This window comes from Microbacterium sp. sgz311019 (assembly GCF_056135325.1).
This window is the reverse complement of sequence record NZ_JBWAXO010000002.1, coordinates 396,524-419,936: the sequence shown is the minus strand read 5'-3', so window position 1 is coordinate 419,936 and position 23,413 is coordinate 396,524. Positions and strand designations below refer to the sequence as shown.

The window sequence follows — 23,413 nt, the reverse complement described above, 5'->3', positions numbered from 1 at the left end:
TGAGTCGCCCGCTCAAGCTTCCTCCTGCGAAACGATGAACGTCCCCTGGTGGAACCACAGTCGCGGCTTCGCGTCGGTGGCCACCCACACAGATGAGTGGCGACTATCGCCTTCTGCTCCGCGCACGGTGTAGCACACGAGCGCGACGTCCGGCGCGAGCTCGCTGAACTCCCAATCGGCCGTAGTGACCGGAGTGTGTGGGCCTTCGATCGCCAGCGCCCGCACGATGTCATCGCGTGTCCATTGCCTGCCCGAACGACCGATCTCCACGAAATCCGGATGGAGCAGCTCGCGCAGCCGATCGGCGTTGTGGCGCACCGCTGACTCGAGCAACTCTTCATCCAACGACCGCAGCGCCACGATGTCCATGCGCTCAGCTTGACAGTCACGGTTCAAACGATGGCGTGCTGCTGTACGGTCCGCCGGAGACGGGCAAGACGCTCACCGTTCGTCACCTGCTGTCCGCGACCCCCGACATCACCGCCGTGGTCCTCACCGGTACCAGCATCCGCTTCATCAGCCAGCTAACCCACGGCGAACAGGCATCCCCGATCCCGCGCAGTGAAACCCACGCCGCCAGCTTCGAGTGAACTGTTCTCAGATAGCACGTCCGTCGTAGCGCACCATTTTCGTGCCGCGTGAATCACAGGCGACCCCTCCGACACACGCGACGCACGCATCGGAGGGGTCGCCTGCGGGGGGAGCACGCGCGGCCCCGCCTCGAGGATCAGCTGCGAGGAGGGTTGGCGGGGAGCCACTCCTCGAAGGTCGTCGCGAAGATCTCCGCACCGTCGGCGGGGATCAGGGTGCGCTCTTCGATATGTGCGCCGTAGTACTGCGCGTCAGGATCCTGCACCACTGTGCGGCTGTCGCCGCGGAATGCGAGGCCTCGGCGGACGAATTCGTCCATCGTGAACTGCTCAGGCCCTGCGACCTCCCGGTCTCCGTTGAGAGGGTCACCGGCTGCCGTTCGTGCGACGGCCGTGGCGACGTCCTCTGCGGCGATCGGCTGAATGAGCGCCCCGGGAAGGTGCACGGTGCCGTCGGAGGTCACGGAGATGTCGGCGATGCTGCCGAGGAACTCGAAGAACTGCGTGGCGTGGACCAGGGAGTACGGCATCCCGGACTCCCGGATCAGCTCCTCCTGCGCGGTCTTCGCGCGGAAGTAGGGGATGTTCTGCGGACGGTTCGTGCCGACGATCGTGAGCGCAACATGGTGTCCCACCCCGGCCGAAGCCTCCGCCGCAAGCAGATTGCGCGTGGATGTTGTGAAGAAGTTCAGCACGTCGTGCTCTTCGAACGAGGGAGAATTCGACACGTCGACGACGACGTCCGCGCCGACCAGGACGTCGGCCACTCCCTCGCCCGTCACCGTGTTCACACCGGTGTTCGGGGATGCCGGTACCGCCTCGTGGCCGTGCGCGGTCAGCTTCGCCACCACCTTCGACCCGATCAGTCCGGTACCGCCGATCACAACGATTTTCGCCATGTCCGTGCCTTTCGTCTTGTGGAGGCGCCGGGGCTGACACCTCGCCAGTGTTGACCGGAGGGCGAGTCGTTTTGTGACAGCGTCAGGCCATGTTCCAGTGGCGAAGCTTGTCGGGGTTGAGGACCACCCAGAGACCGGAGATGCGTCGCGCCCGGACGTGAAGGGTCAGGATGCCAGAGACGCACCGGCCGTCGTGGAAGACCACAGCGGGGCCGCCGTTCACCTCAACGACCGTGGAAGTCCATCCGGACACGGGGCCCAACAGCCCCAACAGGACCTCCGAGACGGCGCCGCGGCCCCGCACGGGCGTCGTCGGCGCCGCAACACGACCCCCGCCGTCGACCAGCAGGGTCACGCCGCGGCGCAGCATCCGCGCCAGCCGCGAGCGGTCCCCCACTGTCAGCACCTGACGGAGGGTCTCCACGCGTGAGTTGCGACGGTGCGCACTTCGTTGCGTGACCCGACCGGTAGTGCGCGACGACGTCGACCGGGGGTTCATACTCCGGCCGACGCGAGGTGTCGCAGCTTGTCGGGGCTCATCACCCAGAGAAGCTGAATGATCCCGTCCGCAGACGCTGTCACGGTGACCGCCGTCGTCACGACGCCGTTCTCGGACAGGGTGGCGGCCGGCTGCCCGTTGACCTCGACCCAGCCGATCGTCTTCCCCTCCCAGAAGTGCCTCGAGAACGCGGCCACGAACTTCGCTACTCGTGTCCGCCCGCTGACGGGGACGCGAGCGGCGAGCTTGACGCCGTTGCCGTCTGTGTAGCTGACGACGTCGGAAGCGAACAGGTCCTCCAATGCGGCGACATCACCCGTCTTCGCGGCGATGAGGAACGTCTCCAGCAGTCGGCGGTGCTCACCGGCGGGCACCGCGGCGCGCCTGTTCTCGGTCAAGTGCTTGCGCGCGCGGCTCACCAGTTGACGCGCCGCGGGAACGGTGGCGCGCACGATGACCGCGATGCGCTCGTACGGATAGTCCAGTGCTTCGCGGAGCACGTATGCCGCGCGTTCGGTGGGTGTGAGCTTCTCCAGCAGGAGCATCACGGCGAAGTCCAAGGCCTCACCGCGCTCCGCGCCGAGCAGCGGGTCGTCCTCGGTGTTCACCGGCTCGGGGAGCCACGGCCCGATATACGTCTCCCGGCGGGCGTGGGCAGACTGCATTTCGTTGATGCACAGGCGGGTCACCACCGTTGTCAGCAGCGCTCCGGGCTCTCTCACTGCAGACCGGTCGGTGTGCTGCCATCGGATCCAGGTCTCCTGAAGGATGTCTTCCGCGTCCGCGACGCTGCCGAGCATGCGATAGGCGATGCCGAACAAGCGCCGGCGCTCCCGCGCGAAGACGGCCGCGGCTCCGTCGAGGTCTGCGGACTCGCTAGACATCTGACCGTCCGTAGGTCTCACCTCTCGCCGTCTGGGCAATCGTCATCAGTGCTTCTACTGATACTGACCGGGTAGCCGCATCAGATGTGACGCCCCAGGTGGATGAGTTCTCAGATCTCGACTGACGCCACACCGGCCGTGAGTGCAAGCACCAGGTTTGCGGATGGATCGCTCAGCCTGCTTCGTCGTACGGGTATGCCGCAGCCAACGGGTACCAGTGTCGTTCCGCCAAGGAGGAGTGCGCGGTCCCAACGGCGACCCAGCTGCCACCGATGAGCGGTGCCGCGTCGGTTGTCCAGACTCCGAAATGCGCCAACGGAACGGGCCACCGATACGTCTCGGTGCGGGCCGGAACAACGTTGCGCACGGCACCGACGAAGGCGGGTCGGTGCCGTCCGCCGGTGACGTCGCGGGTCAGATCAGCGATCGTCGTGGTTCCGTCTTGATCACCATGTACGGTCGCCCTCGTCGGAAGATCGAGCTTGCCGGTGGACTCGCGCGGGACGCAGAACACCTCGTCGCCCCTGCGTATGAGCAGCCTCACCAAGCACATCGGCCGCGGCGGCTCGGACGCTCGAATCACCTGGGCGCTGCTACCCGGAGGGAGCCAAGCCGGCGCCCCCACATCGGACAGAACGCGCTCTTCGACCATTTCAAAAGCGTAGAGCGCTCTCACGGCAGCCCGAAGTGTGACCGGCGCGGGCGGTTCCGAACTCCTCGGGGTTGTCATCCCCATGCCGCCGTTCGGTTGCTGAGGAGGTCGTGATCCGGAACGCTCGAGGCATGCAGTTCGCCGGAGTGCTCCCTGAGGACGCCCCCGACCCACGCGCGGAGTCCGGTCGGCGGCTGCTCGGCCTCACATTCCCGCTGATGGGACTGATCGCCCAACCGACGATCGAGGACGCCGATCTTTCGGCGATCATGGAGGCGATGGACGGTGCCGACCGATCACAACTCGCGGTGAGCTTCTCGTACCGGCTCTGGCGGAACCCTGAAGATCGTGGCGACCCGATGAATCTGAAGGACCTCGATCCGGATGAGCAGGCGGCAATCGATACCGCTCCCCCGTGGCCGCGTCCTGCGTGGCTCGTCGAGTACGTCGAGATGATGCGCTACCCCGTCCTGTGGGAAGCCGTGCGCACATGCTGGACGAGAGACGCCTCGGAGTACACCACCTTGGGCCGGCAGCTTGTCGATCACACCAACTACATCCTCATGAATCAGTTCCGCGAGGAGCTGGGGCTCGCGCCCGGGGCAGTCGGCGATGGCCCATGGCGGGTTGGCCCATCATCCATCAACAACGCCACCACGCTCGAGATCGACGGCGAAGTCAATCAGGCCATCGAGATCGACACCGACCCGTTCGTGTACGCCGTCGGCGCCCAGCTCCGACCAGACCTCGTGACAACCGTCGTCATCGCGCGCGAACACCTTCCGCACCTTCGCCTGGCACTACACACCCGGAATCCAGTAACCGCCTGACGCCGCCGGCTCGACGACCCTCTTCCTCACGAGTTCCATCCCAACCTCCTCACGCACGAGCGGGCGGCGCCGCGAGTGGGCGACCCTGAGTCCGGACGATGCGCCATTGCTGCGTGCCCAACTCGTCCCGATCCAGCGACTACTGCACCAGGCCCGAGATGGTCTCACGGACCTCACACAAGCGGCCCTGAGGTTCCTCGCCGACCGGTGCTGGTGCTGGGTGCCGCCAGCGGCGGGAGAAGTCCCCTCGCGGCAGCGCAGGCCCGTGCGACGATCAGCGAAGGGTCCACGATCTCTCCGCTCGCGATTGCCGCGTCCAGATCGCCCAACTTCAGCCGGGCAAGCTGCACCTGCTCCGCAGGATCGGAGGTATCTCGATTTCCGGGCACAGTCCCGGCATCGCAGAGGAACAGGTGCACAGGCCAGGCTGCGCGGCCCGGGTTGATGTAGAACGTGTGCAGCGGGATCAAGGTATTGGGGATGATCCCGAGCTCTTCCTCAAGCTCGCGGCGTGCGGCCTCCGCAGGCGTCTCCGCCTCCGTGCCAGCCCCGCCGGGCAGATCGTAGATCCACATGTCCAGGGGATACCGGTACTGACGAGTCAGGACCACATAACCGTCGTCGATGACAAGAGTGGCAACGGCGAACGGAATACTCTCGTCGACCTCGTAGCTCGATAGGGTCCCGTCGCCGAGGACGACCATGTGCTCGACGAGCCGGACCCGCCCGGCATAGACATCCTCACGGCCGATCGCCGCCCAACCCTGTTCTGCCCGAGCGGTCATGGAGCCACAGTACGCGGCTCTACAAACAGGGAGTCACTCGGCCGCCGGCGGTGTGGGGAAACACCAAGTCGTGCGTATTCCTGGGCCTGGTTTCCGACTCGGAAGATGCGTCGACGCGTCACATAGAATTCCCTGATGAAGTGCAAAGGGATCGCCGTTGCGACGGCGGCGACGCTGACTTTGTCGCTGGCTGGTTGCACGAGCTTCCCAGGCTCGGTCGGTCCTACCTCCGCTGCGGCTGAGCCGACCACCCCGTCGTTCTCGGCGACCGACGACGTGTCTGCACACGGCCCGATACGGTTGGAGACCCCCTCTATCTGCGCCGGAGCGGTGCAACCGGTGCCGGTGAGCGATGACCGGCAAGTCGAGCAGCTGGGCGGGGCGACATTGGCGGTCCCGTTCGATCGGGGACGGTTGCCGCGCGCACGGGGCGAAGCCGTGCTGGATGGCGATGGGGTGCCGGCCGCGTATCGAGTTGCCGCGGATGACGTGCTGGAGTCGGTCGGCGCATGCTTCTGCGTCGGGGAGGTCTGGCTGCGTTGGGTCAATGCCGTTCGCCGCGTCAGCGACAGGCTCTATGCGGGAGACACTCTCAACCTTGATGCGCATACCATTCTGAGCGTCGGCGACGAGAACGGGACGGTCCATGAGAGCCCGTTGCCGAGCGGCTTCACCATTCCACCGCAGAGGTAGACGACCATGAGTCGCCGGACAACGGATGATCGCTGTCCGCGCCGGAAGCGCCGTCGCATGTCTCGTCCCGATGGTTGAGCGAGCCTCAAGACCCATCTCGGCGACCGCTCAGACACGCCCGGCTGCTGGGAACCGAGCACGGCGCAAACCACTCGCCCTCTGATGGATCCAACTTGGCAGCCTCAAACCAGCCCAGGCACGGGGCACGGCCAGCGCCCGGGCTGATCGCGCGGGCTCGGATCAGCCCGGCCGCGGCAGCCGGCGTCAGCCCAGCGGCGCGAGCTGCGCCGCTCCCGCGGCGAGCAGTTCGGCCGCGACGCGCGCGGCGACGTCGGCGGCCGCATCCTTCTGCACCACCGTCGCGTGAGAGGCAGTGAGATGCGCCGACCCGTCCGGGGCGTAGACGCGGGCCGTGAGGAAGAGCATCCCGTCCTCGACGAACGCGTGCGCGCCGATCGGCGCGGCGCAGCCGGCCTCGAGCTCTGCGAGCACGCCGCGCTCGGCGGAGGTCGTCAGCCGCGTCGGGCGGTGATCGAGCCGCGAGACGAGCTTCTCCTCGTCGCGGCGGGTCTCGATGGCGAGCGCCCCCTGGGCCGGGGCGGTGGGCCACGCGTCGATCTCGAGCAACTCGGTGACAGCCTCGGCGCGACCGACCCGCTCGAGTCCCGCGGCTGCCAGGATCACGGCATCCAGTCGCCGCTCGGGGTCCTCGGCGCCCACGCGCGCCAGGCGGGTGTCGACGTTGCCGCGGATGTCGACGAGCTCGAGGTCGGGGCGCACCGAGGCGATCTGCGCACGACGGCGGGGCGAGCCCGTGCCGATGCGCGCTCCCTCGGGAAGAGTGTCGACAATGAGGCCATCTCGGGCGCACAGGGCATCACGCGCATCCGCCCGTCGGGGCACGGCGGCGATCGAGAGTCCCGAGGCCTTGGCGGTCGGCAGGTCCTTGAAGGAGTGCACGACCGCGTCGATCTCCCCCGCGAGGAGCGCATCGCGCAGCGCCTTGGCGAAGACGCCGGTGCCGCCGAGCGAGGCGAGGGATGCTGTGGAGGTATCGCCCTCCGAGGTGATCACCACCAGCTCGCCGCCGAGCGCATCGGCGATCGTGCCCGCCTGGGCGAGTGCGAGCGCACTTCCCCGAGTGCCGATGCGGAGGGTGTCGGCCGTCACGGCGCGATCCCTGCGACGGCGGGCTTGAATCCGAGGCGCACGTTCTCGCAGCAGCCCGGTCGACAGACGTCGAACCACGGCCCGAGGGCGGTGAGCGCGGGCCGTTCGCCCATCGGCACGCCGTCGCGGCGCTCGAGGACGAGGTCGACGAGCCCGCTCACGAAGGCGGGGTGCACGCCCGGCGTCGGCACGCGCACAGCGGTCATGCCGTGCTCGCGAGCGGTGTCGAGGGCCTCGGTGTCGAGGTCCCAGGCGACCTCCATGTGATCGGAGATGAAGCCGAGCGGCACGATCACAAGCCCGGTGACACCGTCGGCTGCGAGCTCGGCGATGCGGTCGTTGATGTCAGGCTCCAGCCACGGCTGGGTCGGCGGGCCGGACCGCGACTGGTAGACGAGATCCCAGCCGACGCCCGGATGCTCCGCCATGACGACCTCGGCGACCGCGCGGTGCTGCGCGGCATACGCACCGCCGGCACCGAAGTCGAGGTCGCGCGGACCGGAGCGGTCGGCATCCGCCGTCGGCACCGAGTGCGTGGAGAACAGCACGTGCGTCTTCGCGTCGCCCACCTCCGCCAGTCCGGCGCGCACGCCGTCGAGGAACGGCTGCACGAAGCCCGGGTGGTCGAAGAACTGCCGCACCTTGTCGATCGTGATGGCGCCTTCGAGCCCTGTCTCGGCGAGGGCTGCGGCGTAGTCCTCACGGTACTGGCGGCAGCTCGAGTACGACGAGTAGGCGCTCGTGCCGATGGCGAGGAGGGTCCTCAGGCCCCGCTCGTCGGCCTCCCGCAGTGCATCGGACAGGTAGGGGGCCCAGTTGCGATTGCCCCACAGGACGGGCAGGTCGATGCCACGCGCGGCGAGCTCCGCCTCGAGCGCGGCCTTGAGCGCCCGATTCTGATCGTTGATGGGACTCACGCCGCCGAATGCGCGGTAGTGGTGCGCGACCTCCTCGAGACGCTCCTCGGGGATGCCTCGCCCGCGTGTCACGTTGCGGAGGAACGGGATGACGTCGTCCTGCCCCTCCGGACCGCCGAAGCTCGCGAGCAGGATCGCGTCGTAGGCGACGGGCGCCTCGACGTGCGCGGCGCCCGAGGACGCGGCGGGCGAGGCAGCCAGGACGACACCCTCAGAGGTCACCGGAGCACCTCGGCCAGCTCGTCGGCGTCGATGCGGCGGCCGGTGAAGAACGGCACCTCCTCGCGCACGTGCAGGCGCGCGTCGGTGGCGCGCAGGTGACGCATGAGGTCGACGAGGTCGACCACGTCGTCGGCCTCGAGGGCGAGGAGCCACTCGTAGTCGCCGAGTGCGAAGCTCGCAACGGTGTTGCTCAGCACCTGCGGGAACTCGCGGCCCTTGCCGCCGTGCTCGGCGAGCATGCGCCCGCGATCGCCTGCGGGCAGCACGTACCACTCATAGCTGCGGACGAACGGGTACACGGTCACCCAGCCCTTCGGCGCGAGACCGCGGGCGAAGGCGGGGGCGTGGTCGCGGCTGAACTCGGCCTCGCGGTGAACGCCCATGGCGTTCCAGGTCGGCAGGAGCGGCGCCAGCTCGCGGCTGCGGCGCAGAGCCCGGAGGTCCGCCTGCAGCTGCTCGGCCGAGTCGCCCGTGAGCCACAGCAGGACGTCGGCATCCGCCCGCATCCCGGAGACGTCGTAGAGCCCGCGCAGACGCGGCTCGATCGCCGCTGCCGCGTCGGCGAACGACGCCCCCTCGCCTCCGCCGCCCGACGTGTGCGGGTCGCGTCGAAGGACCGCGTAGAGCGTGAAGAAGTCGGACGAGGACGAGATCGGGTCTGTCACCCCTCCATCATGCGATTACGAAGGCCTGAAGCTTGTCCCCTGGGCAAGGCTCTCAGCCAGCCGGAAGCTCGTGGACGAGCTCGACGATGCGTCCGAGCACGTCCGGGTCGGTCTCCGGCGGGACGCCGTGGCCGAGGTTCACGATGTGCGCGGGGGCGTCCGCGCCGCGCTCGACCACATCCTGCACGTGGCGGGAGAGCAGCGACCAGGGCGCCGTGAGCATCGCCGGGTCGATGTTGCCCTGCAGGGGCACGCGGCCGCCGAGGCGGCGATTCGCCTCGTCGAGGGGCAGACGCCAGTCGATCCCGACGACGTCGGCACCCAGGGCGGGAAGCGCATCGAGCATCTCCCCCATCCCGAGTCCGAAGTGGATGCGGGGCACGTCGAGACCGCGCAGCGCGTCGAACGCCCGGCGCGAGTGCGGCGCCGCACGGCGGATGTAGTCGTCGCGCGACAGCGAGCCGGCCCACGAGTCGAACAGCTGCACGACGCTGGCGCCGGCCAGCACCTGGGTCTTCAGGAACGCCCCCGTGACGTCGGCGCACCAGTTCAGCAGCGCCGCCCAGGCGTGCGGGTCGGTGCGCATGAGCGCGCGTGTGCGCAACTGGTCCTTCGATGGGCCGCCCTCCACGAGGTAGCTCGCGACCGTGTACGGCGCACCGCCGAAGCCGATCAGCGGCGTCTCTCCGAGCTCGGCGACGGTCATCGCGACGGCCTCCGCGATCGGCTGCAGCGCCTCCTGCTCGATCGGACGCAGGCGCAGGATGTCGGCCGCTGACCGCACGGGCTCGTCGATGACCGGCCCGCGTCCGGGGACGATCCGCACATCCACTCCTGCGAGCAGCACCGGCACGACGATGTCGCTGAAGAACACTGCGGCGTCCACCCCGTGGCGACGAACCGGCTGCAGGGTGATCTCCGACGCGAGCGCCGGCGTGAGGCACGCGTCGAGCATCTCCGTGCCCGCGCGGCTGGAGCGGTACTCGGGCAGAGAGCGGCCGGCCTGGCGCATGAACCACACGGGCAGGGTCTCGGGGCGGGCGCCCCGGGCGGCCCGCACGAGCGGGCTGGATGCGGTGCGCCCGTCGCGCAGCGGATGGTCGGCGGGCAGGGCGATCGCGGTGGACGGCATCCCTCAAGGCTACGGGGAGTGTCGGTGGCGACCGGCTTCAGCAGGTCTGACAGCTAAACTCTCGTCGTGCTCTTCTGCCTGACGGCGAATCACCGCAACACGGATTTCGACGTGCTGGATCGCATCTCGCACGTGGCCGGAACCGATGCCGCGGACCTGGTCGCCGCGCACGACTTCGTGCGCGGCGTGGTCGTGCTGTCCACGTGCAACCGCTTCGAGGCGTACCTCGAGCTGGACGAGCCCCTCACCGGCGGTGCCGACCTGGCCCGCACCGCGGTCATCGACGCGCTCCTGGATGCGGGTGTGGATGCTCCGGATGCCGAGGCCTTGGCCGCGTCGGCGGGATCGGTCGTCGGCGACGACGTCGTGCACCACCTGTTCGCGGTGGCCTCGGGCCTCGAGTCCATGGTCGTCGGTGAAGAGGAGATCAGCGGTCAGGTGCAGCGGTCGCTGTCCGCCGCCCGCACCGCAGGGACGACGAGCACCCTCCTCGAGCAGGCCTTCCAGCGCGCGGCCCACTCGACTCGCGCCGTGCGCGCGAAGGCCGATGTCGCCGCCGGCGGCCGCTCACTCGCCCGCCTCGCGCTCGACCTGGCCGACTCCCGCGTCACCGACTGGGCCACCGTCCGGGTGCTCCTGGTCGGCACCGGCCAGTACGCGGCGACGACGATCACGGCGCTGCGCGCCCGCGGTGCCGAGGACGTGCGCGTCTTCTCGGCCACCGGCCGCGGCGAGATGTTCGGCCGCAAGTACGGCGTTCAGCCGGAGCGCGATCTGCGCGAGGCGATCGCCCGAGCGGACATCGTCCTCACGTGCACCGCCCGCTATGTCATCACGGCCGACGACATTCCCGACTCGTCGCCGCGTCTCATCATCGACCTCGGCCTGCCGCGCAACGTCGACCCCGCGGTCGCGGCGCTGCCGGGCGTCGAGCTCATGGACCTCGAGCTGCTCGGACGCCACGCGGCGCTGCCGGAGCTCGGCCCCGGCGCCCACGAGCTGGTCGGCAACGCGGCGGCGACCTTCACCGCCGAGCGTGCGGCCGCCTCCGCCGTCGTCGCCGTCCGCACGCACATCCAGAAGCTGCTCGACGCCGAGCTCGCCCGGGTCGGTGGATCGTCCGACGCGGACGCGGTCGCCGCGGCGCTGCGGCACTTCGCCGGCGTCCTGTCGCACACCCCGTCGGTGCGGGCGCGAGAGCTCGCGGCAGAGGGACGCATCGACGAGTTCGAGGCCGCCCTCGGCACCGTGTTCGGTGTCGGCGTCGCACCCCGGCTCACGGCGCTCATCGACGAGGAGCGCACCGCGGGCTAGAGCTGCGCGGCATCCGTGACCGGCAGCCGGCACGCGAAGTCGCGGCAGTCGTAGGCGGCCGGCATTCCGTTCACCGTCGTCTTGCCCTCGAAGAGGGTGAATCCGGCGTCCGCGAAGGCGCGCGCCTGCTCGGCGGTCACGATCGCGAGGACGTCGGAGGGGATGCGGCGGGCCGCCGCGACCAGCTCGGCGTTGCCGGCGATCACGACGACCTGCCGCGGGGGCCGGGCCAGGAGCAGCGCCGCCTGCAGCATCGAGCCGTGCCCGAGCGGATCGGCGAGCGCGCGGGCGGCGTGCCGCCGGACGAGGTCGGCCGCCGCCTCCCGGTACTCGTCGCCTGCGCCGAGCAGCCACAGGGCGAGAGCGCCCTGTGCGACCGCAGACGGCCCGGAGGGGTGATCAGAGTCGGACGAGTCGGGGGGATGCGGCATGCCCCGCGCACGGAGGACGGGGTCGGCCCATCCCCCCGCACCGAGGAACGGCTCGAGCACCTCACGGGCGGCGACCGCATACGCGACCTCTCCGGTGGCGGCGGCCAGCGCGCACAGGCCGGCGGCGAGGAGCCCCGCATCCTCCGCCGTGCCCGCCGCGCGGGACGGCACATCGTCGAGTGACGCACGCAGAAGTCGGCCGTCGTCGGCGACGTTGGTCTCCAGGACCGCATCGGCAGCCCAGCGCGCGGCCTCGAGAAGTTCGTCGTCACCGAGGCGAGCACCGGCCCGGGCGAGGGCGCCGATCGCGAGCCCGTTCCAGCCCGTCACGATCTTGCCGTCGGTCGCCGGCGGTTCCAGCTCCGCGCGGCCGGCGGCATCCCTCAGGTAGTAGCCGCCCTCGCTGCGCTCCCCCGCGATCCATGACTCCGAGTCCTGGGCGGCGGCGAAGCCGCCGGACGGCTGCTGCAGCACGTCCATGAGGAACCGCGCCGTGCTGCGCACGAGGTCGTCGCGGCCGGCATCCAGCGACACGTCGATGAGCGTAGCGTTGTCGGTGAGCATGCGCTCGTAGTGCGGCTCGCTCCAGTCGCGGCGGGTCGCGTAGCGGAAGAACCCGCCGTCGACGGCATCGCGCAGAGGAGACGCGGCCATGGCCGCGAGGGCACGGTCGGCGACGTCCTGCGTGCGCGCATCCGCGTCGCGACCGGCCTGCTGCAGGAAGCCGAGCGCGGGCGTCATGGGGAACTTCGGGGTCGCGGCATCCGCTCCCTGCCCGGCGAAGCCGCCGTGCTGTCGGTCCTCAGCGGCCGCCGCCCGCCGCGCGGCATCGGCGAGCTCGGCGAGCGTCGGCAGGTCGGAAGCCGCGGACGCGCCCGCCTCCTCGAGGGCCGCGACGACGGCGGATGCGGCCGCATCCACCGTGTCTCGTCGCTCGGTCCACGCCTGCCGGACCGCCGCGAGCACCTGCGTGAACGACGGCATGCCGCCGCGCGGCTCGGGCGGGAAGTACGTGCCGGCGAAGAAGGCACGCCCGTCGGGGGTCGTGAAGACCGAGAGCGGCCAGCCGAGGCTGCGCGTGAACGCGCTCGCCGCGGCGAGGTAGGCCTCATCGACCTCCGGATGCTCCTCACGGTCGACCTTCACGCTCACGAACCCCGCGGCGAGCTCGGCGGCGATCTGCGGATCGGAGAACGACTCCCGCGCCATCACGTGGCACCAGTGGCAGGTGGAGTACCCGATGGAGACGAAGACGGGGACGTCGCGCCGTCGCGCCTCGGCGAAGGCCTCCTCGCCCCACGGAAACCACGCGACGGGGTTCGTCGCGTGGGCCCGGAGGTAAGGGCTCGCCGAGGTCGCGAGGCGCTGGTTCACGGCATCCGGCTCAGTTGACCTCGTTGGGGTCGGCGCTGACGCGACCCGACCCGTCTGCATGGTCGAGGGCGTCGATGGCGGCGATCTCGTCGTCGGTCAGGGCGAAGTCGAACACGTCGAGGTTCTCCGCGAGACGCTCGCGGCGGACCGACTTCGGGAAGACGATGTTGCCGTGCTGCAGGTGCCAGCGGATGACCACCTGCGCCGGCGTCTTCTCGTGCGCTACGGCCGCATCGGCGACCGCGGGCGTGCCGAAGAGGTCGTACTTGCCCTGGCCGAGCGGCCCCCACGCCTCGATGCGGATTCCGTGCTGCGCCGCCCAGGCGGTCACCTCGCGCTGCTGGTGCGCCGGGTGGAGCTCGATCTGGTCGACGGCGGGGACCTCGCCCGTCTCCGTCACGATGCGGTCGAGGTGCGGAACCAGGAAGTTCGAGACGCCGATGCTGCGGGCCAGGCCCTCGTCGCGCAGCTCGATGAGGCGCATCCACGCGTTCACGTAGTTATTGCGCGCCGGGGTCGGCCAGTGCACGAGGTAGAGGTCGACCTGGTCGAGGCGCAGCTTGTCCAGGCTCTCGCGCAGGGCCGCCTGCGGCTCGTCACCGTCGTGGCGGTCGTTCCACAGCTTGGTCGTGACGAACAGATCGCCGCGCGCGATGCCGCTGGCCGCGATCGCGGCGCCGACCCCCTCCTCGTTGCCGTAGATGGCTGCGGTGTCGATGTGGCGGTAGCCGAGCTCGAGGGCCTCGCTGACGGCGCGCTCGGTGTCGGCCGGCGGGACGCGGAATACGCCGTATCCGAGCTGGGGAATGGTGTAGCCGTCGTTGAGCTGGATGTCGGGGACAGTCATTGCTCCAGCCTAGGAGTGCGCCCCCCGGCCCGGGCGGGGGATACGATCGAAGGCTGTGTCCGTCGCCGAACCACTCATCACGTACCCGCCGGAGCTGCCCGTCAGCGCCGCGCGGGACGAGATCGCGCGCGCGATCCGCGACCACCAGGTCGTGATCGTCGCCGGTGCGACCGGCTCGGGCAAGACCACGCAGCTGCCGAAGATCTGCCTGGAGCTCGGCCGGAAGACCATCGCGCACACGCAGCCGCGCCGCATCGCGGCGCGCACCATCGCAGAGCGCATCGCGGAGGAGCTCCACGCGCCGCTCGGCGGCGTCGTCGGCTACAAGGTGCGCTTCACCGACAAGGTGTCGGCCGATACGCGCATCGCGCTCATGACCGACGGCATCCTGCTCAACGAGATCCACCGCGACCGGATGCTGCGCCGTTACGACACGATCATCGTCGACGAGGCGCACGAGCGCTCGCTCAACGTCGACTTCCTGCTCGGCTACCTCAAGCGCCTGCTGCCGAAGCGTCCCGATCTCAAGATCGTCATCACGAGCGCGACGATCGACCCGGAGAGCTTCGCGAAGCACTTCGCGGATGCCGACGGCCGCCCGGCGCCCGTCATCGAGGTGTCCGGCCGCACCTACCCGGTGGAGATCCGGTACCGCAGCGGCGACGACGACCCATCCGCCGAAGGCGACGAGACCGACAAGGACGACGTCGACGGCATCCTCGGCGCACTTCGCGAGCTTGACCGCGAGCCCGCGGGCGACGTCCTCGTCTTCCTCCCGGGCGAGGCGGAGATCCGGGATGCGTCGGATGCCGTGCGCGGCATGTACGCGAAGGATGCGGCGCCCACCGAGGTGCTCCCCCTATACGGACGACTCTCCGCCGCCGAGCAGCATCGGGTGTTCGAGCGCTCCACCGTCGCCGGGGTGCGCCGCCGCGTCATCCTGTCGACGAACGTCGCCGAGACGAGCCTCACGGTGCCCGGCATCCGGTACGTCGTCGACACGGGCACCGCGCGCATCTCGCGGTACAGCAACCGCAGCAAGATCCAGCGGCTGCCCATCGAGGCGATCTCGCAGGCGTCGGCGCAGCAGCGCTCGGGGCGTGCCGGCCGCACGGCTCCCGGCATCGCGATCCGCCTGTACGCGGAGGAGGACTACGACCGGCGTCCGGAGTTCACCGAGCCGGAGATCCTGCGGACGAGCCTGGCGAGCGTCATCCTGCAGATGCTGTCGCTCGGCTTCGGCGACATCCAGGCATTCCCGTTCCTCACCCCTCCGGACTCGCGCGGCGTCAAGGCCGCGTTCGACCTGCTCATCGAGCTCGGTGCGGTCGCGGGGCGGACCGGAGCGGCGCCGACCCTCACGGACACGGGCCGGGAGATCGCGCGCCTGCCCATCGACCCCCGGTTCGCCCGCATGCTCGTCGAGGCCCGTCGCATCGGTGTGCTGCCGGCGGTGCAGGCGATCGTGGCAGGACTGTCGATCCAGGACGTCCGCGAGCGTCCGGAGGACCGTCGCGAGGAGGCCGACCGTCTGCACGCCCGCTTCACCGATCCGACGAGCGACTTCCTGACGCTCCTGAGCCTGTGGAACCACCTGCAGGAGCAGCAGCGCGAGCTCGGCTCGAGCGCCTTCCGCCGCCTGTGCCGCGCCGAGCATCTGAACTACGTGCGCGTGCGCGAGTGGTTCGACGTGCACCGGCAGCTGCAGACGCTCATCCGCGGCTCCGAGCGCCGGAGCGGCGAGACGACGGCGGATCCGGATGCCGTGCACCGCGCGATCCTCGCGGGCCTCCTCTCGCACATCGGCATCGTGGACGAGCGGTCCTCCGGCGCGGCGCGCGGCCCCGCGGCAAAGGGCAAGCCGACCCGGCCCCTCACCCAGTACCTCGGGGCGCGCGGCGCGCGGTTCGCGATCTTCCCCGGATCGGGACTGCGCAAGAAGCAGCCGGCCGCCGTCATGGCTGCCGAGCTCGTCGAGACGAGCCGGCTGTTCGCGCGGACGGTCGCCGCGATCGACCCCGCGTGGGCGGAGCCGTTGGCCGGCGACCTCGCGAAGCGGCAGCTGAGCGACCCGCACTGGTCGAAGGATGCCGGGGCCGCCGTCGCCGCCGAGAAGGTCACGCTGTTCGGTGTCGAGATCGTCCCGCGGCGCCGCGTGCAGCTCGCGCGCATCGACCGTCCCCTCGCCCGCGAGATGTTCATCCGGCACGCGCTCGTGGAGGAGGAGTGGGATCCGAGCCGCCTGGACAAGCGGCTGACCGCGTTCGCCCGACGCAACCTCGAGCTACGCCGCCGGCTCGAGAAGATCGAGGAGCGCGAGCGGCGACGCGACATCCTCGCCGGCGACGAGACGGTGTTCGCGTTCTACGACGCCCGCCTCCCCGCGGATGTGTTCGACGTGCGCTCCTTCGAGGCATGGTGGACGGATGCGCAGAACCGCACGCCGCGCCTGCTCGACATGTCCGAGGCCGACCTCGCCGACGACGCATCGCGCGCGGACGAGCGGGAGTTCCCGACGCGCTGGCGCCAGGGCGACCAGGCGCTCTCTCTCGCCTACCGCTTCGAACCCGGCGCCGCGGACGACGGGGTCACGGTCGTGGTTCCGATCGCGCTGCTGCAGCAGCTGCGGCCGGACGGCTTCGACTGGCAGGTGCCCGGCATGCGCGACGAACTCGTCACAGGGCTCCTGCGCGCCCTGCCGAAGTCGATCCGCCGGCATGTGGTGCCCGCCGCCGACTGGGCCGCGAAGCTGTCGGAGGAGCTGCAGGGCGCCGGCCCGGAGTCCCACCAGGGGCTGCCGCCCCTCACGCTGCGCGCCGCGCTGGCCGCGCGCATCCAGCGTGTCGCGAACCAGCCCGTGACGGCTGACGACTTCGAGCTCGACCGGGTTCCCGAGCACCTGCGGATGTCTTTCCGCGCCGTCGACGAGCGCGGCCGCGCCATCGGCTCGGGGCGCGACCTCACGGAACTCCAGGCGAAGCTCTCCGAGCGCTCCCGGACGGCTGTGTCGCGGTCGCTGAGCGAGCGCAGCGAGTCCAGACGCGGTGACGAGGCGTTCCGACTCGGTAGCTCCACCCTCGCTCGACCACCCGCAGCCCAGACCGGCGGGGCATCGTTCGCGGAGCGGACGGGGCTGACGACCTGGGACATCGACGAGCTGCCGCCGGTCGTCGACACCCGCGTGGCAGGCGGGGTCGTGCGCGGCTATCCGGCGCTCGTCGACGAGGGCGCCACGGTGGCGACGCGCATCGAGGCGACCCCCGAGGCCGCCGAGCGCGCGACGGCCGCCGGCATCCGTCGCCTCGTGCTGCTGGCGGTGCCGTCCGCGGCGGCGTACGTCCTCGAGCACCTGACGTCCGCCGAGAAGCTCGCACTGGCGGCGTCGCCGTACCCGTCCGCCAAGGCGCTCATCGAGGACGCGCGTGTGGCGGCGGCGGATGCCGTCATCCGCCGGATGGCCCCCTCCGGCGTCGTGCGCACGACGGCCGAGTTCGAGGCCGTCCGCGACGCGTTCTCCGCCGCGGCCGTCGACGACGTCTTCGCGTGCGTGTCGCTGGCCGCCCGCATCCTGACCCGATCGCGGGACGTCGAGCGGGCGGTGAAGGCGCAGACGAGCATGGCGCTCATCGGCCCGCTCGGCGACATCCGCGCGCAGCTGGCCGGACTCGTCTTCCCCGGATTCGTGTCGCGCACCGGGATCGAGCGCCTCCAACACGTTCCGCGCTATCTCGAGGGTGCGATCGTGCGCCTTCAGGGCCTCGCGGACAACCCCGGCCGCGATCGCGCCTGGATGACCGAGTTCGAGCGCGCGGCGGCCGCCGTCACGGACGCCGGCGGCAGCATCCCGCCCGCACCCGACGCGCCCGGGCACCTCGTCCGCGCGCGCTGGCTTCTCGAGGAGTACCGCGTCAGCCTGTTCGCGCAGCGCCTGGGCACGGCGGAGCCGGTGTCGCTCCCCCGCATCCTGAAAGCGCTCGCGCCTGGGGGATGACTCCACCGAGAAGGCCCGGATCGACCGACAAGGGAATGCGGCGACCGCCTGAGGCGGTTGCGGACACCATGGCACGCGCGATCCAGTACACCGAATTCGGCGGACCCGAAGTCCTCACCCTCGTCGACATCCCCGACCCGGAGCCCGGGAAGGGGGAGGTGGCGGTGCGCGTCGAGGCGGCCGGCATCAATCCGGTCGAGTGGAAGCAGCGCTCGGCGCTGCGCGACACCGGGCGCATCACGTCGCCGCGCAGGCCCGGCGCCGACGCCGCCGGGATCGTCACGGCGGTCGGCAAGGGCGTGGAGGGCTTCCGCGTCGGCGAGCCCGTCGTCGTCTTCCTCGCGACGGGAACCTACGCGACCGACATCGTCGTGCCCGCGTCGCACCTGCAGCCGAGGCCTCCGGCTGTCTCGGCGGCGGAGGGCGCAGCCCTCGGCATCCCGGTGGGCACGGCGTACCAGACGGTCCGCTCGCTGGCCGTCGGTCCGGGCGACACGCTGCTGATCCACGGCGGCTCCGGCGCTGTCGGTCAGGCCGCGATCCAGTTCGCGCGGATGTGGGGGGCCGCGGTCGTCGCGACGACCTCGCCGCGGCGCGCACAGCGCGTGCAGGACCTCGGCGCGACACCGGTCCACTACGACAGCGAGGGCCTTGAGGACCGCATCCGCGCGGCCGCGCCGCAGGGCATCACGGCGGCCATCGACATCGCGGGGACCGACAAGGCCATCGAGGCATCTCTGGGCCTCGTCGAGGACCGCGAACGCATCGCGACCCTCGTGCGGGGAGCGGATGCCGCACGCCTCGGCATCCGGGCGTTCTCCGGCGGCTCCCCCGATCCACTGACGCCGCTCGAGCTCGCGTGGCGGGCCGAGGCGATCCCTGTGGCGCTGGCGCTCATGGCGAACGGAGCGTTCTCCGTGGAGCTCGGACCGTCGTACCCGCTGGCCGAGGCGTCCGAGGCGCAGCGCGTCGTGCAGTCCGGTGTCGACGGCAAGGTCGTCCTGCTGCCCTGGAGCGATTAGGCCCCCGGCTCGGCTCCGGTCGCCACGGGCATGCCCGGGGTGTTGGACCACGCGCTCCAGGACCCCGGGTAGACCGTGACCTCCAAGCCCACGAGGGCGCCGGCCAGAGCGGTGTGCGCGGCCGTCACCCCGGAGCCGCAGTAGGCGGCCACCGGCACGCCGGGCGTCGCGCCGACTGCGGCGAAGGCCGACCGCAGCTCCTCCGCGGAGCGGAACCGGCCGCCATCGAGCAGCAGCGGCGCGGCCAGGTTCACCGCGCCGGGGACGTGGCCGGCGATCGGATCGTACGGCTCCACCTCGCCGCGGTAGCGGTCCGCCGCCCGGGCGTCGATGAGCACGCCGGACTCCGGCCAGCGGGCCGCGCCGAGCGTGTCGACGATGCCCTCCACCGGCTCCGCCAGCACGACGTCGCCCGGCGCCGGCACGACGTCGCCGGACTCGAGCGGGAGCCCCGCCTCGCTCCACGCGCTGATCCCGCCGTCGAGAACACGGACGTCGGCGAGGCCGCCCTGGCGCAGCAGCCACCAGGCGCGGGCCGCGGCCACCGAGTTGTAGTCGTCGCACACGACGACGGTGTCACCGGCGTTCACGCCCCACCGCCGTGCGGCGGCCTGCAGCACGCCCGGCGCCGGCAGCGGGTGGCGCCCGTCCTGCGGACGCCCGTGGGTGGACAGCTCGGTGTCGATGTCGATGTACACGGCGCCGGGGATGTGGCCGGCGAGATACAGCTCCCGGCCGTCGTCCCGCGCGAGGTTCCACCGGGCGTCGAGGACGCGCGGCGGGGTGTCGGAGGCGAGGAGGGCGGAGAGCTCTGCGGCGGAGACGATGGGCGACGGCATCCTCCCATCCTGCCCGCAACAGTTCGACACACGGCCTCGGCGCGGACGAGCCCCGCCCCGACAATGGATGGATGCCCGATTCGACCGACTGTCCCGCGCCCGCGCGCTCCTTCGCGACGGATCAGATCCAGGCCGGGTACGCGGCGGGCGCCCCGCAGCACACGTCGGTCCCGCCGATCTACCAGTCGAACGCGTTCGAGTTCTCGTCGCTCAGCGAGGCGCGCGACCTCTTCGCCCTCCGCCGCGACGGCAACATCTACTCGCGCGCCGCGAATCCGACCGTCGCTGTGTTCGAGCAGCGGGTCGCGGCCCTCGAGGGCGGCATCGGTGCCGCGGGCGTGGCCTCGGGCCAGGCGGCGGTGGCCGTCGCGCTGCTCGCGCTGGCGAAGTCGGGCGAGCACATCGTCGCGGCCCGCCAGCTATACGGCGGGACGATCGACCTCCTCGCCGACACCTTCGTCGACTGGGGCATCGAGACGACGTTCGTCGACCAGCACGACATCGACGCGTGGCGGGCCGCGGTCCGCCCGACGACGCGGGCGTTCTTCGGGGAGTCGGTGACGAACCCCAACGCCGAGGTGCTCGATGTGCGCGCGGTGGCCGAGGTCGCGCACGAGGCGGGTGTGCCGCTCGTCATCGACAACACCGTCGCGACCCCGTTCCTGCAGCGCACCAAGGATTTCGGTGCCGACATCGCGGTGCATTCCGCCACGAAGTTCCTGGGCGGCCACGGCACATCCCTCGCGGGCGTCGTCGTCGACCTCGGCACGTTCGACTTCGCCGCCGAGCCGGGGCGCTGGCCGCAGCTGAACGAGCCGTACCAGCGCGTCCCCGGCGGCACGCTGATGGAGCGCTACGGCGCGACCGCCTCCCCGTACATCGCGCTCGTGAAGACGAAGTACGTGCACGACCTCGGTCCCTCGCTGTCGGCGTTCAACGCCTTCCAGCTGCTGCAGGGCATCGAGACGCTGGATCTCAGGATGCGGCGGCACAGCGACTCCGCTCTGGCCGTCGCGCGATTCCTCGACGCCCACCCCGCAGTGGCACGTGCGAACCACCCGGGGATCGAGTCGAACCCCGGCTACGCCGCCGCGCAGACGTACCTGCCGCGGGGGGCGGCATCCGTCTTCTCCTTCGATCTGCACTCGACGGGCGACCCCGAGGCCGACTTCGCCCTGGTCGAGCGCGTCATCGGCGCCCTCGAGGTCGTGCGCCTGGTCGCGAACATCGGCGATGCCCGCACCTTGGTCGCGCACCCGGCGTCCATGACCCACAGCCACATGCCTCCGGCGATGCTCGCCGAGGCCGGCATCACGTCGACGACCGTGCGGCTGTCGATCGGGCTCGAGGACGTCGACGACATCATCGCGGACCTCGACCGCGCGCTCGCGGTCGTGCTCAGCAGCTCCGTCGCCTGAGCCCCTCCCCGACCCCGATAGGCTCGCCGCTATGACCGGCCTCCGATGGGGAATCCTCGCCACGGGCGGAATCGCCCACGCTTTCACTCGCGACCTGCGCACCGCTGGACGGGACGTCGCGGCTGTCGGCTCGCGCCGGAACGATGCGGCGCACGCCTTCGCCGGCGAGTTCGACATCCCCCGCGCGCACGACTCGTACGAGGCGCTGGTGGATGACCCGGGCGTCGACATCGTCTACATCGCGACGCCGCATCCATCGCACGCCGAGAATGCGATCCTCGCCCTCGAGCACGGAAAGCACGTCCTCGTGGAGAAGCCGTTCACGCTCACCGGCGCCGAGGCCGATCGCGTCCGCGACGCCGCCCGCGCGGCGGGGCTCCTCGCCATGGAGGCGATGTGGACGCGCTACCTGCCGCACATGCAGCGGGTTCGCGAACTCGTCCGCTCCGGCGCCGTCGGCGACGTGCGCGCGGTCTTCGCCGACCACACGCAGAGCATCTCGACCGATCCGTCGCACCGCCTCAACGCGCTCGAGCTCGGCGGCGGCGCGCTGCTCGACCTCGGCGTCTACCCGATCTCGTTCGCATGGGACATCCTCGGGGCGCCCACCACGATCACGGCACAGGCGCGGCTCTCCGAGACGGGTGCCGACACCGAGGTCGCGACGATCTTCACGCACGCCTCGGGCGCGATGTCGACCTCGCTCTCGTCGTCGCGGGCCGCCGGCCCGAACACCGCCCACATCGTCGGCGACCAGGCTCGCATCGACATCGACCAGGTGTTCTACGCGCCGACCACGTTCCGGCTCACGCGACCGGACGGCGAGGTCGTCGAGGCGTTCGAATCGCGCGTCGAGGGCCGGGGGATGCAGTTCCAGGCCCTGGCCGCGGAGCGCATCGTCGCCGAGGGTCGGACGGACAGCGACATCCTCCCGCTCGACGAGACCGTCGCGATCATGCATGCTCTGGACGCCATACGCGCCCAGATCGGCGTGGTGTACCCGCAGGAGTGAATCAGGATCCGCAGAGTACAGTGACTCTGTGGCACGCGGGAACATTCCGCCCGGCTCTCAGACATCGTTGCGAGAGGCGAACCGGGCACGCCTGGTCGAGTCGCTCAAACGACATGGGCGACTGACCCAGGTCGAGCTTGCCGGCAACACGGGCCTGTCCCCCGCCACGGTCTCCAACATCGTCAAGGAGCTGACCGCCTCGGGGCTGCTCCACACCGCGAACATCACGTCGCGCAACGGACGCCGCGCGACGCTCGTCTCGCTCGCCCGCGAACTCGGCCTCGTCGCCGGCGTGCACTACAGCTCGCGGCAGCTGCACATCGCGATCGCCGACGCCACCCGGACGATCGTCACCCAGAGCTCTCTCCCCCTGCCCCTCGACCATCGGCACGACGCCGAGCTCGACCGCCTGAGCCTGCTGCTCGGCGACATGATGGAGTCCCTCGGCGGCAGCGTGAACGACCTGCTCGCCGTCGGGCTCGCCCTGCCCGCACCGGTCGACCAGCGCACGGGCATGGTCTCCACGCCGGGCCTCCTGCGCGGATGGGAGGGCGTGGACGTCGCCGACAGCCTCACCGCCCGCATCGGGCGTCCCGTCTTCGTCGACAGCGAGGCCAACCTCGGCGGACTCGCCGAGGCACGGGAGGGCGCGGCGCGCGACGCTGCATCCTCCGTCTTCATCCGCGTCGGCCACACGATCAGCGCCGGCCTCGTCATCGGGGGCGATCTCTTCCGCGGGGTCAACGGCAAGGCCGGACAGATCGGCCACGTGACGATCGACGAGAACGGGCCCATCTGCCGGTGCAGCAACCGCGGCTGCCTCGAGACGTACGCCGCGGGACCCGCGCTGCTCTCGCTCTTCCCACCTGGGGAGGGCATGCAGCGTCTCAGCGACCTCATCCAGGCCGCCGACGGCGGCGACGGGCGCTCGCACCGCGTCATAGCCGATGCCGGCCGCCACATCGGCATCGCCGCCGCGAGCCTGTGCAACCTCTTCGACCCCGAGCTCATCGTGATGGGCGGCGACCTGGCCCAGGCGGGAGAGATCCTCATGGCGCCGCTGCGCCACTCGCTGGAGCGCACGGCGCTCACGTCCGCGAGCGGCCTGCCCGAGATCGTCGGCACGACATTCGGCGAATGGGCTGAGACGCGCGGGGCGATCGCGATGGCGCTCGACCACGTGACCGTCGATGCCGACGTGATCCCGGCCACCGCGTAGCCTCGTAG

The 23,413-nt window shown here is 70.9% G+C and carries 21 protein-coding genes; 9 read left to right on the top strand and 12 right to left on the bottom strand.

Annotated features, from left to right (window positions below; all coding sequences use genetic code 11):
• Positions 1–12: 12 nt before the first annotated feature.
• Complete coding sequence (locus AC0NZN_RS04815; protein ID WP_474591126.1) at positions 13–369, bottom strand: nuclear transport factor 2 family protein; 357 nt, start codon at positions 367–369, stop codon at positions 13–15.
• Positions 370–404: 35 nt separating this feature from the next.
• On the opposite strand from AC0NZN_RS04815, the gene AC0NZN_RS04810 reads away from it, so the two are divergent.
• Entirely contained in the window at positions 405–590 is a 186-nt protein-coding gene (locus tag AC0NZN_RS04810) for an AAA family ATPase (protein ID WP_474591125.1), read from the top strand.
• Positions 591–727: 137 nt separating this feature from the next.
• Here the strand turns inward: AC0NZN_RS04810 and AC0NZN_RS04805 are convergent, their stop codons facing one another.
• The 3 genes from AC0NZN_RS04805 to AC0NZN_RS04795 form a co-directional block, all read right to left on the bottom strand.
• Positions 728–1,489, bottom strand: coding sequence for an SDR family oxidoreductase (locus AC0NZN_RS04805; RefSeq protein WP_474591124.1), 762 nt, complete (start codon positions 1,487–1,489; stop codon positions 728–730).
• 82 nt (positions 1,490–1,571) lie between these two features.
• Positions 1,572–1,913, bottom strand: coding sequence for a hypothetical protein (locus AC0NZN_RS04800; RefSeq protein WP_474591123.1), 342 nt, complete (start codon positions 1,911–1,913; stop codon positions 1,572–1,574).
• A gap of 71 nt (positions 1,914–1,984) precedes the next feature.
• Positions 1,985–2,872, bottom strand: a complete 888-nt coding sequence (locus AC0NZN_RS04795) for an RNA polymerase sigma-70 factor (protein WP_474591122.1) — start codon at positions 2,870–2,872, stop codon at positions 1,985–1,987.
• 783 nt (positions 2,873–3,655) lie between these two features.
• Here AC0NZN_RS04795 and AC0NZN_RS04790 point away from each other — a divergent pair.
• The gene (locus tag AC0NZN_RS04790; protein ID WP_474591121.1) at positions 3,656–4,354 is read left to right on the top strand and encodes a hypothetical protein; all 699 of its coding nucleotides are present in this window, start codon (positions 3,656–3,658) and stop codon (positions 4,352–4,354) included.
• Between the two features lie 173 nt (positions 4,355–4,527).
• On the opposite strand, the gene AC0NZN_RS04785 is transcribed toward AC0NZN_RS04790, so the two are convergent.
• On the bottom strand, positions 4,528–5,139 hold the full coding sequence (locus tag AC0NZN_RS04785) for an NUDIX hydrolase (RefSeq protein ID WP_474591120.1): 612 nt from the start codon (positions 5,137–5,139) through the stop codon (positions 4,528–4,530).
• Positions 5,140–5,274: 135 nt separating this feature from the next.
• On the opposite strand from AC0NZN_RS04785, the gene AC0NZN_RS04780 reads away from it, so the two are divergent.
• Positions 5,275–5,832 (top strand): hypothetical protein, encoded by a 558-nt coding sequence (locus tag AC0NZN_RS04780; protein ID WP_474591119.1) that lies wholly within the window; start codon positions 5,275–5,277, stop codon positions 5,830–5,832.
• Between the two features lie 264 nt (positions 5,833–6,096).
• On the opposite strand, the gene hemC is transcribed toward AC0NZN_RS04780, so the two are convergent.
• Genes hemC through hemE form a run of 4 tightly spaced genes read right to left on the bottom strand, consistent with a single transcriptional unit; the run spans position 6,097 to position 9,938 of the window.
• Positions 6,097–7,002: a hydroxymethylbilane synthase gene (gene hemC, locus AC0NZN_RS04775; protein WP_474591118.1), complete on the bottom strand. Its 906-nt coding sequence runs from the start codon at positions 7,000–7,002 to the stop codon at positions 6,097–6,099.
• Positions 6,999–8,141, bottom strand: coding sequence for a ferrochelatase (locus AC0NZN_RS04770; protein WP_474591117.1), 1,143 nt, complete (start codon positions 8,139–8,141; stop codon positions 6,999–7,001). The genes hemC and AC0NZN_RS04770 overlap by 4 nt, the downstream gene beginning before the upstream one ends.
• Positions 8,138–8,806, bottom strand: coding sequence for a hydrogen peroxide-dependent heme synthase (hemQ, locus tag AC0NZN_RS04765; protein WP_474591116.1), 669 nt, complete (start codon positions 8,804–8,806; stop codon positions 8,138–8,140). The genes AC0NZN_RS04770 and hemQ overlap by 4 nt, the downstream gene beginning before the upstream one ends.
• A 52-nt stretch (positions 8,807–8,858) precedes the next feature.
• Positions 8,859–9,938: a uroporphyrinogen decarboxylase gene (gene hemE / locus AC0NZN_RS04760; protein ID WP_474591115.1), complete on the bottom strand. Its 1,080-nt coding sequence runs from the start codon at positions 9,936–9,938 to the stop codon at positions 8,859–8,861.
• A 66-nt stretch (positions 9,939–10,004) separates the two neighbouring features.
• On the opposite strand from hemE, the gene AC0NZN_RS04755 reads away from it, so the two are divergent.
• Positions 10,005–11,252: a glutamyl-tRNA reductase gene (locus AC0NZN_RS04755; protein ID WP_474591114.1), complete on the top strand. Its 1,248-nt coding sequence runs from the start codon at positions 10,005–10,007 to the stop codon at positions 11,250–11,252.
• On the opposite strand, the gene AC0NZN_RS04750 is transcribed toward AC0NZN_RS04755, so the two are convergent.
• Together AC0NZN_RS04750 and AC0NZN_RS04745 are read right to left on the bottom strand one after the other, a co-directional pair.
• Entirely contained in the window at positions 11,249–13,057 is a 1,809-nt protein-coding gene (locus AC0NZN_RS04750; RefSeq protein WP_474591113.1) for a thioredoxin domain-containing protein, read from the bottom strand. The genes AC0NZN_RS04755 and AC0NZN_RS04750 overlap by 4 nt on opposite strands.
• A gap of 10 nt (positions 13,058–13,067) precedes the next feature.
• On the bottom strand, positions 13,068–13,904 hold the full coding sequence (locus AC0NZN_RS04745) for an aldo/keto reductase (RefSeq protein ID WP_474591112.1): 837 nt from the start codon (positions 13,902–13,904) through the stop codon (positions 13,068–13,070).
• Between the two features lie 55 nt (positions 13,905–13,959).
• Here AC0NZN_RS04745 and hrpA point away from each other — a divergent pair, with 55 nt between their 5' ends.
• Both hrpA and AC0NZN_RS04735 read left to right on the top strand, forming a co-directional pair.
• The gene (gene hrpA / locus AC0NZN_RS04740) at positions 13,960–17,895 is read left to right on the top strand and encodes an ATP-dependent RNA helicase HrpA (RefSeq protein ID WP_474591111.1); all 3,936 of its coding nucleotides are present in this window, start codon (positions 13,960–13,962) and stop codon (positions 17,893–17,895) included.
• 68 nt (positions 17,896–17,963) lie between these two features.
• Positions 17,964–18,917 carry a quinone oxidoreductase family protein gene (locus AC0NZN_RS04735; RefSeq protein WP_474591110.1) on the top strand — a complete coding sequence of 318 codons (954 nt, stop codon included), beginning with the start codon at positions 17,964–17,966 and terminating at the stop codon, positions 18,915–18,917.
• Here AC0NZN_RS04735 and AC0NZN_RS04730 read toward each other — a convergent pair.
• Positions 18,914–19,756: a sulfurtransferase gene (locus tag AC0NZN_RS04730; protein ID WP_474591109.1), complete on the bottom strand. Its 843-nt coding sequence runs from the start codon at positions 19,754–19,756 to the stop codon at positions 18,914–18,916. The two genes, AC0NZN_RS04735 and AC0NZN_RS04730, sit on opposite strands and share 4 nt — an antisense overlap.
• A 71-nt stretch (positions 19,757–19,827) precedes the next feature.
• Between AC0NZN_RS04730 and AC0NZN_RS04725 the strand changes: the two genes are divergently transcribed.
• The 3 genes from AC0NZN_RS04725 to AC0NZN_RS04715 are packed head-to-tail and all read left to right on the top strand — an operon-like array spanning position 19,828 to position 23,405.
• Entirely contained in the window at positions 19,828–21,174 is a 1,347-nt protein-coding gene (locus tag AC0NZN_RS04725) for an O-acetylhomoserine aminocarboxypropyltransferase/cysteine synthase family protein (RefSeq protein WP_474591108.1), read from the top strand.
• A 31-nt stretch (positions 21,175–21,205) separates the two neighbouring features.
• A complete protein-coding gene (locus AC0NZN_RS04720) occupies positions 21,206–22,186 on the top strand; it encodes a Gfo/Idh/MocA family protein (RefSeq protein ID WP_474591107.1) in 981 nt (326 codons plus the stop codon).
• Positions 22,187–22,214: 28 nt separating this feature from the next.
• Entirely contained in the window at positions 22,215–23,405 is a 1,191-nt protein-coding gene (locus AC0NZN_RS04715; RefSeq protein WP_474591106.1) for an ROK family transcriptional regulator, read from the top strand.
• Positions 23,406–23,413: the final 8 nt, after the last annotated feature.

Coding starts and splice junctions, on each gene's coding strand:
- AC0NZN_RS04785 (WP_474591120.1), bottom strand. CDS start 5,139: ATGACCGCTCGGGCAGAACAGGGTTGGGCGGCGATCGGCCGTGAGGAT.
- AC0NZN_RS04745 (WP_474591112.1), bottom strand. CDS start 13,904: ATGACTGTCCCCGACATCCAGCTCAACGACGGCTACACCATTCCCCAG.
- hemE (WP_474591115.1), bottom strand. CDS start 9,938: ATGCCGTCCACCGCGATCGCCCTGCCCGCCGACCATCCGCTGCGCGAC.
- AC0NZN_RS04720 (WP_474591107.1), top strand. CDS start 21,206: ATGACCGGCCTCCGATGGGGAATCCTCGCCACGGGCGGAATCGCCCAC.
- AC0NZN_RS04790 (WP_474591121.1), top strand. CDS start 3,656: ATGCAGTTCGCCGGAGTGCTCCCTGAGGACGCCCCCGACCCACGCGCG.
- AC0NZN_RS04730 (WP_474591109.1), bottom strand. CDS start 19,756: ATGCCGTCGCCCATCGTCTCCGCCGCAGAGCTCTCCGCCCTCCTCGCC.
- AC0NZN_RS04805 (WP_474591124.1), bottom strand. CDS start 1,489: ATGGCGAAAATCGTTGTGATCGGCGGTACCGGACTGATCGGGTCGAAG.
- AC0NZN_RS04735 (WP_474591110.1), top strand. CDS start 17,964: ATGGCACGCGCGATCCAGTACACCGAATTCGGCGGACCCGAAGTCCTC.
- AC0NZN_RS04795 (WP_474591122.1), bottom strand. CDS start 2,872: ATGTCTAGCGAGTCCGCAGACCTCGACGGAGCCGCGGCCGTCTTCGCG.
- AC0NZN_RS04815 (WP_474591126.1), bottom strand. CDS start 369: ATGGACATCGTGGCGCTGCGGTCGTTGGATGAAGAGTTGCTCGAGTCA.
- AC0NZN_RS04725 (WP_474591108.1), top strand. CDS start 19,828: ATGCCCGATTCGACCGACTGTCCCGCGCCCGCGCGCTCCTTCGCGACG.
- AC0NZN_RS04780 (WP_474591119.1), top strand. CDS start 5,275: ATGAAGTGCAAAGGGATCGCCGTTGCGACGGCGGCGACGCTGACTTTG.